We start from the raw sequence: 13,868 nt of genomic DNA on the forward strand, positions 1-13,868 counted from the left end.
GCTTTTTTCTCTGTGCTCTCTGTGTTCTCTGTGGTTAAACCTTTCTTCAAACTTTTCCACCACAGAGATCACCGAGGGGCACAGAGGGAGGACTAAAAAATTCAAGCACCTGTTGCTTTTTCTCTGTGCTCTCTGTGTCCTCTGTGGTTAAACCTTTCTTCAAACTTCTCCACCACAGAGATCACCGAGGGCCACAGAGGGAAGACTAAAAAAAATCAAGAACCTGTTGCTTTTTTCTCTGTGCTCTCTGTGTTCTCTGTGGTTAAACCTTTCTTCAAACTTTTCCACCACAGAGATCACCGAGGGGCACAGAGGGAGGACTAAAAAATTCAAGCACCTGTTGCTTTTTCTCTGTGCTCTCTGTGTCCTCTGTGGTTAAACCTTTCTTCAAACTTCTCCACCACAGAGGCCGCGTCGCGTTCGTCAGGCCCGAAGACGGGCCAGGGAGAAAATTGTGCATTCAGCATGTTATGACTTCCTCAATATAAAAAATCAAAAATAGAGTTGTCGGAAACAGGAGGCGGGAGACCGGAGACGGAAAAGACCAAAAAATTCAGAGACAGTCCTTTCCGGTCTCCATTCTCCGGTCTCCGTTCTCCATTTTTTTAACGACTCGAGCAGGGGTGCCGACTGCCATCACATGGGGGGGTATATCATTAATCACGGTTGCCCCTGCGCCGATAATCGATCCCTCTCCAATAGAGACACCCTGAATAATCTGACTTCCAATCCCGACCCAGGCTCCCTTACCGACGGTCACATTCCCCGCAAGGTTCACTCCCGGGCAAATATGGGCAAAATCTCCGATCATACAATCATGATCAATCGTTGCACCTGTATTTATGATACAATGCTGATTGATTGTCACATCAGGTTGGATGACAGCCCCTGCAAAAACAACCGATCCCTGTCCAATGGTTGCAGAGGCGTCCATACACACGGAAGGGTGCACAACTGAATGCCACGTCCCCCCGGTGTATCGGTTGATTATTTTTTGTCGGATTTTTCCATCTCCGATTCCGATAATAGCAAGGGGATTGACTAAGGTTGCAAATTCTTTGTGACCGCCCAACACAGGAAGGCCAAAAAATGTTGACCCGTGAAGCTCGGAATTATCGTCAAAAAATCCAGCAGGTGTAAAACCGGCAGCAATGATCGTGCTGGCAATCACCTTGCCGTGGCCACTAGCCCCAATGATGTATATTTCAGCATTGTCCACACGTTATTCCTTATATTTCCTGAAACGATCCACTTCAATCTTCTGTAACACCGCCATCCCGAATCTGTTAAGCTCTTCCCCCGCCTATCCCCTTCACGTTCTTCGCGGTAAATTTTTTTCTTTTTCTCACCGCGAAGAGCGCCAAGAAACGCCAAGAAAGACCAGAAAAACAAAAACACTCTGCAACAAAATCATCACCCCTTCGCGCCCTTCGCGTCCTTCGCGGTTAACAGCCTTTTTTCTTTAAACCTAAAACTTAATCACCTAAAGCCGCCTCCCCTGTCAGCTCTGCATAAGGTCTGCTAACCTCACTGCGTTCGCTAAGCATTCACTTTTCCTGCCTGCCCGGTGAAATGCCATTGCTGTTCTATTTCACGCGGGTCTCCAGCCTCCGTCCTCCCTGCCTGCCCGGTGAAATGCTCTTGCCGTCCTATTTCATCCGGGTCTCCCAATCTCTCCTTTTCCCTTTCTCTCAAAGATTTTCCAACTCCGTCACCCATGCATCAAAATGTCTGCATTTCTTGCGGATTGCATCCAAGCCGATGGCCCCGGCAATGGTCGATCCTGAGCCAACTTTGTCGTACTCTGGAATTTCATGCAAAATACGTTTGAATGGAGCCGTACTCGGATTATTATTAATCAGTTCAGGGTTTATGAACTCTTGGGCAATGGCACAAAGTCGGGCGATCTGATCATCGTGTTCAAGATACTCCCAGTCGAACATGACGGGATCAGAAAAGAGCAAAGCTTCAAACTCATGTAACTGGAGATAAGGTATAAACCTCTCATCCTGAATATCTTCAGCAAATGCTTTTTCCAAAAAATCAATTTTACAGTACGGATCTTTTATTTTTTTTATACCATCATACAGAGGAAAATCGTCAGGCAATGCATAAAAATCAAACATTGTTGTAAACCGACATTCCGATGCACTATCCTGCCTTAGCCATGAAACAATATCATTTCTGGCTTTTGTGTATGTTTTCAGGCCACCTTTATATTTCGTATTCGTTTTCTTGTCATGACTCATAAGCACAACCCGAGGAAATGCGTACACGCCACGTTCGGCCAAATGGGGTTTCAAAAGCTGGTTGACAAAACGTTCTTCAGTTTGTCCCTCAACAATAATATTCAGACGAATCATGGCCGGCCCCCCAATGCATTTTTCTCCCAAAGCTCTGCAAGAGAGTACCTGCCGCACCATTCCCGGAGAGTATCTTCATCCAAACGGGAAAAAACAGTCCTTTTATGCCGTTCGTCTCTGTCAACGATGATTACATGTTCCGGGTCGAATTCGTCTACCAACCGTGTCGACTGCGTGGCCATGACCACCTGACATTGTTTCGAGGCCTGACGCACCATACCTGCCAACGAAGAGATCGCAGAAGGGTGTAACCCAAGCTCCGGTTCATCCAACACAATAACCTGTGGCAGCGTTCTGGGAGGTTGCAGCAAAAGAGCTGACAATGCCATAAACCGCAATGTTCCATCAGAAAGCTGATGGGGGCCGAACAAATAGTCCGCTCCCTTTTCTTTCCAATCCAATCGTATATACTGATCATTGCCGCCGTCGGGAGCCAGGGAGAAATCATCAAACTGGGGCACAATTTCGCGGATTCGATTCACGATCCTGCGGTAATATTTCCACTCATCCTTGTTTTCTCGGATAGCATAGAGAAAAGCGGCCAGGTTTCCGGCATCACTGCGAAAATATTTTGTATCATTGATATACCCAGGATTTCTTACCTTGGCGCTTGAAGACGTATCGTGGAACTGAAATACGCGACAGTTCCGGAGCAGCATCAAAAGAAAACGGGAACTCCCCCCTTCCTGTTCGGCATCAGCAATCAGATTCGACTCTTTGTGTCCGGCTCCCAGGTCAATATATGCCGGAGACTCGCTGCTTGTGCGACTCCATTCCAGATATTCGTTTCTGAACATGAAATTGCCGCCAAAGGACGGGGTCAATGTAAACCCATAGATATCCCGATCCATGAGGCCGGACTCAAAAATCAGCCTGGCTTCGATAGCTTCTGTCTTTTTTGAACCAAAATAAAGGATGGAGTCGGCATATCCCTGATCAGCAACAGAGACTTGCAATGCTCCGGTCATCATATACCCCAGCATCTTGAAAAACGATACAAGATTGCTCTTACCGGCACCATTGGCCCCAAGAAAAATATTGATGTCCTGAAAAACAATTTTTTGCCCTTCAGAATCAATAGATTTAAACCCTTTGAGCTCAAGTTTCTTCAACTTTAATCGATCCGACATATGAGAATACCTTTGTTACAAGAAAGAAAAAAAAGAATGGAGACGGGAGAAGGGAAAAAAATGGAGACGGGGAAAAGAATGGAGGAGGGAGACGGGAGAAAGGAGGAAGGAGGAAACCAAAAACAAACGTCCTTTTTCCCGCCTCCTGTCTCCTTATCTTTCCCCGTCTCCCGCCTCCCGCCTCCCTATCTTTTCAAAATCTTTCCTTCCGAACCCGTATAAAATTACACAACATCCCAGAAATTTTTCTCGTCGACTCCAGCAGTTCATCCCCCACTGCCTTCTCAACAATCCCCACGTCAACAGCCAGATACATCTGCGTCCTCAACTCAGAGCAAGACCCTTTCGCAATATAAAGAAAATGCACAAAATCCTTGTTCGTATTTCTCTCATATCCCTTTTACCCCGTGAAATAAGATTTAAGCCGTTTTTTGAGATACATTTTCCCATAGTGGGTCTTCAAATATTTCTCTCGTCGAATAGCACCTTCAGTGGTCAGACATGCCTCATAGTAGATCAACTTGAGTGGCCTTCGGTTTTTTGTCGACTCAACGTATCCTTTTGCATGCTGCTCAAATCTTAGCTTGAGATCTTTGGAGTACCCCACGTGCAGATTGCCATCTTTTTCGCTTTGGAGAACATAGGTATAGAACATGACACCTCAAGCTATTTCACTGGGGCAGGTATTCGATGGAATAGAAACCGCAGCCCGCTGCATCTGATCCCGCAACCCAAAATCTCGACACTCCCTCAAAACCCGATACACCCGAGAGGCCAACCGCATCCCCTCCTTCTTTACCCTGTGGAATCCTCCACAAGAGGGGCGACATATTCGCCATTCCACAAGGCGGGCATCCAAAGCCTCAAACCTACGAACCTTCTCCCTCCCGCCTGCCCGGTGAAATGCCCTTGCTGCTTATTTCAACCGGGTCTCCCTGCCTTTCCCTAAAACCTAAATCTTAAAACCTAAAACCGTCCTTCTCCCGTCTCCTCTCTCGCCCCTAGCCTCTAGCCCCCAGCCTACCCTCTCTCCCCCAACCGTCCCCATTCCCGACACCCATCCGACAACGACGGAGGAAAATCCCTTCCCCGTTCGCCCCCCTTGCATATCAATCCAAGTTCCTTCCCTTTCCTGGTCGCTTTTACTTCCCTGTACTGATTTTTATAATCAGTCTTCTCATCCAGATCTTCATGACCATCAATCCAGTAAAACCATGTCTCGATATTCCTCGTTGGAGAAAAAATCGCCACATGGTTTGCCAGAAGCGCATCAAAATCACCACCGGATGCACAACTCAAAATATTTGCCTTTCTGAATGCAAATCCCAGCTTGTCACCATCGATCAGGACAAGCAGAACCGCCTTCCTTTTTGAAGCACTCCTTTTCAAGGATTCCAGTTCCTCGACAAAGGATTCCCGGACCCACTGTTCACCGGCACCTTTTCCATAAGGTGATATTTTTTGAACGAATTCAACATGCTCGTCACCAAGCCGGGTAATCAGAAACCCTCTGGCAAAATTGTAGTGGTTTCTATCTTCGCAAAGTATGACAAATTGTGTTCTTCCACTTTTCGCACTCACAGCATCTCCACGGATTCCTTCCTCCCGATTCAAAAATCATACACCCAACCACGCTCGACCAGAGCGGCAAGAGATATTCCGCCACTCTCCGAACCTGACTCGATAATTTTCTTAACCCGGGTCGGCCCGGTCTCTCTTTCCCTGTAGATCCAGAGACCGATGTCACGTGCAAGAAAGTTGATCAGTTTCGGGTGATGGGAAACCAGCACGACCTGGAGGCCATCCTCCACAAGATCGTTGAGAGCATCCAGCCAGGGTTGGATTTCCGGAAGGGCCAGAAAATTTTCAGGCTCATCAATGCACAAGATGGTATTCTCTGTCTTGACCCCGTAAATCAGGGAGTACAGCACGATCAACACCCGCTGCCCATCGGACAGTTCATCGAACCGGTAGCAGTGCTCCTGGTTGTCTCCAAAGCATGCCATTAATATTTTAGCATCCCCTGACGGTGCAAACTTCAAATACTTGAAACCGGGAAGCGCCGGCGCCAACTTTTGAGAGATCAAGGCGGTTTTCCCCGGCTCGGCCTGCAACAGGTATCGGTACCAATCGGAAAAATGTTCCATGTTCTCGGACGGTGTTTGTGTCTCCCCCCTGCTTTCTGCCCGCATGGCCATGGGATTGAGCCTGCTCACACAGACATTTCCCATATATTCTTTGAAGGCGATAAGTTTGGTGTTATCGTTTCGCGGCATGACCACATTAAGACCGGACCTGGACCAGTCTATGGGAAAACTCGGCCCTGTGCCATATGCATCATTATACAACGTGGCTTCACCCATTGTATTTTCGAAAATAATCTTCCCGTCTTCCAACAACAATTCCCTTTCGATTCGAGACTTTTTTTTCTCAAGATCATGCGCAATCTCTATCTCATACCGAAAATCCATACCACCTGTACGAACATCAATTTCAAACTTCCCACTCTTCTTTGAAGCCAGCGCACTGATATCCTTTTCAGGATACAAATCATCAACACCAGCCCCCTCAACAATAAACCGTCGCAATCTCCCCAGCACCTCGAGAATAGACGTCTTCCCGGTCCCGTTTCTCCCAAGCAGCAGATTAAAATCCTCCAACTGCACCTCAAAATTAAGCAACGTCCTAAAATTATGTATATACAACCGCGTAATCATAACATCTCTTCCTGTTAAAACAAAAATTTCAATACCGTCACAATGCCCCTCTCGCCTCGTCCCCTCGCCTCTTGCCCCTCGCCTCTTGCCCCGTCCCCTACCTCCCGTCTCCGTTCCTCCCGTCTCCCGTCAGCTCTGCATAAGGTCTGCTAACCTCACTGCGTTCGCTAAGCATTCACTTTTCCCGTCTCCATTCTTTTCCCCGGTCTACAACCACCCACCTTCATCCAATTTTTTCTGATACTCTTCCCGGCTCAAAGGACAATCCATCAACAGGTCGAAGTCCTTGTTCGGGAGCTTGCATTGCTTGGCCATTTTCCGTTGGTTGGAGGGGGAAATCTCACTATGACTGCTACCATGGCTTGTTTTGGTCCAGACAGCTGTTTTTTCGCCCGTCAACAGATGATATATAAATTTTCGGTGGTTCCTCTGGTTTTTGGCGAACCCTTTGCGCTCAAGTGCCTGCTCCACATCTTTCCGGCTTCTTGGATTCATAATGATTTTTCCTCCTTGACCAGATCACGTATTTTCAGCCTAAGCTTCTCGGCACTTTTGCTCATCTTTTCTTCAACATCTTTGCCGTACTCCTGCCAAGCCCAATAGAAATCAGCACAAAATTCAGCCAGAAGATCCTCCCGGTTTTCAGCACCCAGAACAATGCCCAGATCTTGATAATCCAGTGTAAGTTCCTGGCTCTCCTGATCAAACATAACAGGGACACTGAGCTCCTCATGAAGAAGCAACACGTGTCCGTCGGCATGGATTTCCGTAACCTCAAGGGGACTCACGTCAATTTCCTCAATTTCCGTTGACGATAATCATGTTGCAAATCAGCAAGAGCCAGATAGTATACAGTATCCTGAATACCTTTCAATATCTGCCCCAGCAAAGCAAAAGAAATCTGCCCTTCCTGAACAGCAGATCCCTCGACTTTAATCTGAAAACGGCGATTTTCCATCATCTGCCCTCCATGTCTTTCCCTAGCCTGTCTCGCGGGAAGGCGAGAGGGCAAGGGCTAGGGGCTATAGGCGAGGGGCTAGGGGAAGGGGGAAAGGGCTAGAGAAAAACCCGCAGTCATTAGACCTGCAGTCTCTCTGGCAGCTACGTTCCATCGCTCCTCGCCTCTCGCCTCTCGCCCCTACTCTCTAGCCTCTAGCCCCTTGCCTATAGCCTATAGCCTCTCGCCTTCACTTCCTTCATATCAACATCGCACCTCAAGCTGCCCTATTTTGATCACAGGATCGCGTTTAACAAGTTTTTTCAACTTCACATACGCAGGATGCACCTTAAGTTTTGGAACACTGTATTTTGAACATACAACAGCTGTTTCGATATCCTTGCCCTCAAGTTCTTCAGGATGATACTTTCGTACATATTTCAGCGTTTCAAAAATCTGCCTGCATGCGTGAACAACATCCATGCCCTTCAATTCAACAACATACGCTATATTTTTCTCTTCAACCCACAAACCATAATCGCATGCCATTTGACCGTCGACTTTTTCAATAAGGCAATCATCAATATCAACCTTTCGTACAGGTATTTTATTCTTATTTAGAATGACAAACTTTCTCTTCCCTCCAGAAACTGAAACTACCTTACCGGTCAAAACCTCAACACATCTCTTTGGAAAAAAACTCATCACGCATCCTCCATCCCAAGCAATGCGTCAAAATCCTTATTGATCTCCTCGGATGCGGAGTCAAGAAACGTCGGGTCCACGATTCCGGTCTCTTCGTCAATAATATCAGCCAGGTGTCCATCTTTGACAAAATACGCTGAAACACGCTCCCGCTCAAGATGACTGCACTCATGGATACTGGAAACAGGCTGATACTCATTCCGATTTTTGCTCTGTCCGGCCAGCAGCAGATTGTTGATGGAGGCCATGATGTACGGGCTGTGGGTGGTGAGGACGATCTGATTGCCGATTCGACCGGCATAGACTCCCAGTAACTGGACCATCTTATACTGCGTTGCAGGAAAAAGATGCGCTTCGGGTTCTTCCACGACGCTGAAGCAGTCTTCGTTATGCAGCACCAGAACAAACAGCAGCAGCAGAATCCACAGCGATTCCTGCTGACCGGACGAAGCGAACTTGATCTTCACATAATTCTCATCATCGATCATGATCCGCTCTTCGCCGTTCTCATACCGATAGGTGCCATGCAGAATGTCGCCGATGAGCTTCTTGGCCTGGTTCACTCTCTTGAAGTCAATGGGCGTGGTGGTCAGTTTCTTCTGGTCCTCGACGATCTCTTCCAGATCCCTGGAAAAGAGATCCCTCTGATAAAAGATTCGCTGGACAAAATCCTTCATCAGATAGTCGAAATCATAGGAATCGATATTTTTGAGCACCCCGGAAAGAGTCGACACCAGACTCCGCCCGGCAGGGATGAACATGGGCTGGTGTTTTTCCTCAAAAACATCCTGTATCCTTTTCTTGATATCCAGCAGCTGTTTCCGGCTCGTCTTGTACAAAGAATAGTCGTCCGGACTCGTCAGCTCGTGTTCCATGGAGAGCAGGTGAACCATCTTTCTGGTAACAGGCAACAGCTCGTCTTTTAATGCTTTGGAAAAAACCACCCTGGCATGGCCCGTCCCCTTCTCTTTGGAGATGTTGATATACTTGTCCCAAGAGAACTCATAGCGGATAAGAAAATTATCAAAATGCTTTGTCGTCCCGAATATGGATATCAACTGCTTACGGCACGCAATAACAAGATTCTTATCAAACCCCTCATCAAAGTGAATATCTTCCCGCATCGCCTGAAAAAGGACTTCCGGCAGGGACTTGAAGAAGTAGATCGACTTTGAAATCGTACTCTTCCCGCTGGCCTGCGCCCCATTCAGGACAATGATATCGGAAACAGGAAGCTCGACGTTTTTGATCGGCCCGAATGATCGAATGGAAATTTTTTGCATGATTTTTCCTTACCTTTTATGGGTGAGGAAGGGGAGATGCTAAGGGCAAGAGGGTAGAGGGTAGAGGCTAGGGGAAAACCCGCGGCCATTAAACCTGCAGTCTCTCTGGCAGCTACGTTCCATCGCTTCCACCAAACTCCGATCCTCGAACCTCTCGTCTGCCGTTATCCCTGTCCTTGCCTTCCTCTCGCCTGCCGTTATCCCTGTCCTTACCTTCCCTCTCGCCTCTAGCCTCTCGCCTGCCGTTATCCTTGTCCTTGCCTTTCCTCTCGCCCCGAGCCTCTAGCCCCGAGCCTGCCTTTATCCCTGTCCTTGTCTTTCCTCTAGCCCCTAGCCCATAGCCTCTCGCCTGCCTTTATCCTTGTCCTTGCCTCCTTCCCTCTCGCCTATAGCCTCTAGCCTCGTGCCTTTGAATTCCGTCATCGTCTCACACCCACCCCCGCTAATCCCTTCTCGCTTAAAGACTTTCAATACCGTCAAAACCAGAATCTTCACATCCAGCCAGAACGTCCGATTGTCCACATACCACACATCCAGCTTGAACTTTTCTTCCCAGGAGAGGGCATTCCGCCCATTCACCTGCGCCCACCCGGTCACCCCGGGCCGCACCTCATGCCGCCTGGCCTGTTCGGGGGTGTAGCGATCCAGATACTGCATGAGCAGCGGCCGGGGACCTACCAGGCTCATGTCGCCTTTTAAGACATTGAAAAGTTCGGGGAGTTCGTCCAGGGAGCTGGAGCGGAGGAATTTGCCCAGGGGAGTCAAGCGTTCGCAGTCGGGGAGAAGGGTTCCGGAATCGTCGCATGCGATGTTCATTGTCCGGAACTTGTACATGAAAAACGGTTTCCCATGCAGGCCGGGGCGCTGCTGCTTGAAAAAAACAGGCGAACCCATGTGCTTGCGAACCAGAAGATACAAAACCAAAAACACCGGACTGATGAGGATCAATCCAGATGCTGTGGCGATGAAGTCAAAAATTCGTTTCAAGATATCCCCCTGTGTCAGGGAAGTTGTACCCTTCAGCTGTTGCTCGAAAGATCGAGCAGACGCTCAAAAGCCCCAAGAGAAAGACTCGATTGCAGGGCCGGGTGTCGTGCTAAATCTAATGATACTTGGCTGGGAGGTAAGGTGGACTCCAGGAATCCAATAAGAGCCTTTCCTTTTTGGTATTGTCAATAATCCATGAAGAACTACCTGGCGTCCCCAAGGAGGACGAATTGTATTTTTAACCCTGTCTTGAGACTGAGCAGTTACAATATTTCAAGATCTATTCATACATGAACTGAATAAGCTGTTCACCTGTTTTGTTTTGAAGATATATATCTTCAGTCACCCCTTCGGACCGTACTAGACCGGCAATATAGAGAGATTGGCTCGTCTCATCGTCTAGTACTTCGGCAAATGCTTTTCCCATTTTGGGTTCATAGGACTGTATTTTTCGGTAATATTCCTCAAGTCTCTTCAGGTCCGAGATGAGTGCCCGATCAACAGCAGATGCAATTTTGAGAAACGATTCATAATCAATTATCCCGCGCAGATAGGCAGAGAAAACCTTTCCAAGAATGTGTGCCTTATCCATGTTGTCGTGTCGATCTAAGAGAAGCATCAAGTTCTCACCGATCTTTCGACAAAACTCAGGATCCGCCGCGAATTTCTCCCGGAACTTAGTCCTGTCAGAATCACTCACTGCCGCAGTGGCTTGAAGAAATTTGGCTATCTTGCCGAGTAAGATGCGTTCCCTGATGCTACCGACCATGCCATACGCTTTAAAGAACCACCCAAATACTGGCAAATCCTTAAGGAGGCCTTCGTTAAGAGCAGCATCTAATGCAAGTTCTGCCACATCTCCTGCAATATCTGCTGCTCCGCCAGAAAGAGCTGATTGCATCAATGATGTTCCGATGCTGGCTCCCAGGTGAGACATTAGCCCCTCCATCTTCTTATACACTTTTGGTCATTCCTGGCACAGAGGGCTAATGCCTTTAATTGCCCGCCAAAAACGTCCGATTATCCACATACCACACATCCAGCTTGAATTTCTCTTCCCAGGAAAGGGCATTGCGCCCATTCACCTGGGCCCAACCGGTAATCCCAGGGCGCACGTCATGGCGTCTGGCCTGTTCGGGGGTGTAGCGATCCAGATACTGCATGAGCAGCGACCGGGGGCCAACCAGGCTCATGTCGCCTTTTAAGACATTCAAGAGTTCGGGGAGTTCGTCCAAAGAAGTGGACCTGAGAAATTTACCCAAGGGGGTCAATCGGTCGCAGTTGGGGAGGAGGCAGCCATCACAATCACACGCATTGGTCATTGTCCGAAATTTATACATATAGAAGGGGTTGCCGTGCAGGCCAGGGCGCTTCTGCTTGAAGAAAACCGGCGAGCCCATGTGCTTGCGGACAAAATACCACAAAACCACAAGAACCGGCCTGATACAAATCAATCCGGTTGCTGTGGCTATAACATCAAATATTCGTTTCAAAATATATCCCTACCAGCCACGTCTTCCGATCTCCCGCAGTCATCCTTTGCGAAAAAAACAGCTTCTCGTCTCTGGCCTGCCTTATGAAATGCCCATGCTTTTCATTTCATCCGAGTTTTTCGTTTTTCGCAGTTACCTAAAACCTAAATCTTAAAACCAAAAAACGTCCTTCCCCTGCCTGCCCGGTGAAATGCCCTTGCCGTTCTATTTCACCCGGGCCTCCTTTCTTTTTTACCCCCACCCTAATGCCATTTCCAAAACAGCCTTCTCCTCACGAAGCAAAACCATATAGGCTTCGGAGTTGGTCACTTGCCACGCTACGAGTTCACGGCTGAGATTGAAAGTTGAAGAAAGCCCATTAATCACTGTCTGCAAATCGGTCCCTTTGCGCACGGCATCTGCAGCGACACTGCGGGGAAGAAGGAATTCTGCGGCAAAGGCTTTGGCTCGTTTCTCCAGCATTTCAGGGGTTCGACCGCCAAGGACTTCAGCCAGAGGAAGAGAACCGCTCCGGTCCACAAGCAAATGACATATTTCATGAGCAAGGGAGGTACGTCTGCGATGGATATGTTGGCCACGAGCTCCGGAAGCTGCATTGATCAAAACGGCAGGACCATGCCGAGGCCCCCATGCGGCAACGGCCTCAAGTTTTTCTGTTGCACGCTCAAGTGGCACATCCGTGATCTGTACCCCCCAAAGCCGAAGCAGTTTTTCCGGATCAGGTACCGCGTCCCATTCCAAACCAAGTTGTTCACGCAGCCATCCGGCAAGCAGATAGCCCTGTTCAAAAGGACGGCTTTCGGGATCAAGCAGGGACAATGATTCTCGGCTCAATACATCCAACTCCGGGGTCTCGTTGTGAGAAAGCGCCCGGATCGCTTCGATAACTTCCCGCTTTCCTTCCACCCCCAGACCGCCAGGAGCCATCCTGGCTGCCATGGCCAGCTCGCTGCTGTCATCCGCATCCTGAGCGGGCATCTCGAAAAATTCTTCTGGAATCCGTCCGTTCAGGATGCCATCCAATTCATCAGCAGACATTCCACTGCAAAGACGAATCCGCCATTCCCGCAGCCGGTCATCCCGCTTTTCCCAAAGAGAAAGGGCTCTCTCGGCACGTGCGTCCCCTGTCCCCCGAACCTCGTTCGCAATCCACTCACCGAGCTCTTCAAGCACTGTTTTGACATGGGCAAACGGTAATAAAAAAGTTTTATCCCACTCAGGAACTCCCACCTGAACCAATCTTCCCTGACGGAGCAGGAGTACGGAAGGCAGGTAGATGCCCTTGAGGGCCAAAGCCAGATCATGACGATACCTGAAACGGACCAGTTCTTCATCCTCGTCATCGACAATAGTCTCGCTCAGACCTTCCCAGCGTTGCTTTGCCGCCGATTCCATTGCAGTCACATCCAGCGGATTGATGGGAATGGGATAGATCTCCTCCAAGAGCAGCCAAGGCCAATTTTCGGCCACAAACTCTAGCAGATCGACCCAACTCCACTCCACAGCCTGTTCATTGCCGGCGTCGTCTTCCGTCACCCACAAAGCCTCGCCAAGCACCAGAAGCCTGGCTTTGCCCCAGCACAAGCCTTTCCGGAGTTTTTTTTGATCCGAAAGTTCGAACTCGAACTGCAATCCATCAGGAGCGCCGATTATCTTGCGTATTTCTTTTCCCATGCCCTGAACTCCTCAGCAAATCCTTGTTGCTCGGCCATCTTCCGCAATGTGCGCATGATCCAACGCGGAATGGGCGTTCTGCCCTTGAGGTCACCGCGCCAAGGGTAGCCATGATAGGAAATCCCCGGCGTCGTCGGCACAGCCTCATAAATGACACCTTCATGCACACAATACATTTTTTTGGGATATGTCTCCCCCCGCATCTCGTCCACCGGAAGGGGAATCCCTTGGTTCAAAATCTTTTCTGCAATACTTTGCGTGATCTTACAAGAACATTTCCCCACCTGCCCTTTGCTTCCCGGAACAAATCCGGCATAAGGCCGATCCCAACGATGCTTGAACCGACCATCCCCGCGTTCATACTTCCAATCGTTTCCTTTTGTATCCGCAGGCACAATGCAACGTCCTTCCATTTTTTCCTCTTTTCTTCCCTGCCTCACCGTTCAGCTACGCATAAGGTCTGCTAAGGCTCGCAAGCTCGCTAAGCATCATTTTTCCTGACTCCCCGGTGAAATGCCCTTGCTTCTCGTTTCATTCCGGGTTTTTCGCTTTTGTTGTTCCCTAAAACCTAAATCTTAA

Annotated in this window: 16 protein-coding genes and 1 pseudogene; all 17 read right to left on the reverse strand. The window is 48.7% G+C overall.

The genetic code is table 11. The features are described 5' to 3' along the window. Nucleotides 1-553 precede the first annotated feature (553 nt). The 17 genes and pseudogenes from ACY692_RS12050 to ACY692_RS12130 all read right to left on the reverse strand — a co-directional run bounded on the left by ACY692_RS12050 (nucleotide 554) and on the right by ACY692_RS12130 (nucleotide 13,702). Entirely contained in the window at nucleotides 554-1,219 is a 666-nt protein-coding gene (locus ACY692_RS12050; RefSeq protein WP_462325618.1) for an acetyltransferase, read from the reverse strand. Between the two features lie 472 nt (nucleotides 1,220-1,691). Continuing rightward, nucleotides 1,692-2,363, reverse strand: coding sequence for a DUF4276 family protein (locus ACY692_RS12055; RefSeq protein ID WP_462325619.1), 672 nt, complete (start codon nucleotides 2,361-2,363; stop codon nucleotides 1,692-1,694). Then, nucleotides 2,360-3,475: an AAA family ATPase gene (locus ACY692_RS12060; protein ID WP_462325620.1), complete on the reverse strand. Its 1,116-nt coding sequence runs from the start codon at nucleotides 3,473-3,475 to the stop codon at nucleotides 2,360-2,362. Before ACY692_RS12060 ends, ACY692_RS12055 begins: the two co-directional genes overlap by 4 nt. A gap of 211 nt (nucleotides 3,476-3,686) precedes the next feature. Beyond that, nucleotides 3,687-3,878: pseudogene (locus ACY692_RS12065) on the reverse strand (four helix bundle protein); the annotation flags it as partial. 15 nt (nucleotides 3,879-3,893) lie between these two features. Then, the gene (locus ACY692_RS12070) at nucleotides 3,894-4,148 is read right to left on the reverse strand and encodes a GIY-YIG nuclease family protein (protein ID WP_462325621.1); all 255 of its coding nucleotides are present in this window, start codon (nucleotides 4,146-4,148) and stop codon (nucleotides 3,894-3,896) included. A gap of 6 nt (nucleotides 4,149-4,154) precedes the next feature. After that, entirely contained in the window at nucleotides 4,155-4,337 is a 183-nt protein-coding gene (locus tag ACY692_RS12075) for a four helix bundle protein (RefSeq protein WP_462325622.1), read from the reverse strand. A 176-nt stretch (nucleotides 4,338-4,513) separates the two neighbouring features. After that, entirely contained in the window at nucleotides 4,514-5,107 is a 594-nt protein-coding gene (locus tag ACY692_RS12080) for a hypothetical protein (RefSeq protein WP_462325623.1), read from the reverse strand. Continuing rightward, complete coding sequence (locus ACY692_RS12085; protein ID WP_462325624.1) at nucleotides 5,104-6,210, reverse strand: AAA family ATPase; 1,107 nt, start codon at nucleotides 6,208-6,210, stop codon at nucleotides 5,104-5,106. The genes ACY692_RS12080 and ACY692_RS12085 overlap by 4 nt, the downstream gene beginning before the upstream one ends. 491 nt (nucleotides 6,211-6,701) lie before the next feature. Further along, complete coding sequence (locus tag ACY692_RS12090; protein WP_462325625.1) at nucleotides 6,702-6,998, reverse strand: hypothetical protein; 297 nt, start codon at nucleotides 6,996-6,998, stop codon at nucleotides 6,702-6,704. Beyond that, a complete protein-coding gene (locus tag ACY692_RS12095; RefSeq protein ID WP_462325626.1) occupies nucleotides 6,995-7,171 on the reverse strand; it encodes a hypothetical protein in 177 nt (58 codons plus the stop codon). Before ACY692_RS12095 ends, ACY692_RS12090 begins: the two co-directional genes overlap by 4 nt. A 240-nt stretch (nucleotides 7,172-7,411) precedes the next feature. Continuing rightward, the gene (locus ACY692_RS12100; protein WP_462325627.1) at nucleotides 7,412-7,852 is read right to left on the reverse strand and encodes a hypothetical protein; all 441 of its coding nucleotides are present in this window, start codon (nucleotides 7,850-7,852) and stop codon (nucleotides 7,412-7,414) included. After that, nucleotides 7,852-9,135 carry an AAA family ATPase gene (locus ACY692_RS12105; protein WP_462325628.1) on the reverse strand — a complete coding sequence of 428 codons (1,284 nt, stop codon included), beginning with the start codon at nucleotides 9,133-9,135 and terminating at the stop codon, nucleotides 7,852-7,854. The genes ACY692_RS12100 and ACY692_RS12105 overlap by 1 nt, the downstream gene beginning before the upstream one ends. A 330-nt stretch (nucleotides 9,136-9,465) precedes the next feature. Further along, entirely contained in the window at nucleotides 9,466-10,122 is a 657-nt protein-coding gene (locus tag ACY692_RS12110; protein WP_462325629.1) for a sugar transferase, read from the reverse strand. 280 nt (nucleotides 10,123-10,402) lie between these two features. Further along, nucleotides 10,403-11,059 (reverse strand): hypothetical protein, encoded by a 657-nt coding sequence (locus ACY692_RS12115; RefSeq protein WP_462325630.1) that lies wholly within the window; start codon nucleotides 11,057-11,059, stop codon nucleotides 10,403-10,405. A gap of 58 nt (nucleotides 11,060-11,117) precedes the next feature. Beyond that, the gene (locus tag ACY692_RS12120) at nucleotides 11,118-11,615 is read right to left on the reverse strand and encodes a sugar transferase (protein WP_462325631.1); all 498 of its coding nucleotides are present in this window, start codon (nucleotides 11,613-11,615) and stop codon (nucleotides 11,118-11,120) included. A gap of 231 nt (nucleotides 11,616-11,846) precedes the next feature. Next, on the reverse strand, nucleotides 11,847-13,289 hold the full coding sequence (locus tag ACY692_RS12125) for an ImmA/IrrE family metallo-endopeptidase (protein WP_462325632.1): 1,443 nt from the start codon (nucleotides 13,287-13,289) through the stop codon (nucleotides 11,847-11,849). Beyond that, on the reverse strand, nucleotides 13,265-13,702 hold the full coding sequence (locus ACY692_RS12130) for a hypothetical protein (protein ID WP_462325633.1): 438 nt from the start codon (nucleotides 13,700-13,702) through the stop codon (nucleotides 13,265-13,267). The genes ACY692_RS12125 and ACY692_RS12130 overlap by 25 nt, the downstream gene beginning before the upstream one ends. Nucleotides 13,703-13,868: the final 166 nt, after the last annotated feature.

It is taken from the genome of Desulfoplanes sp. (genome assembly GCF_054921335.1).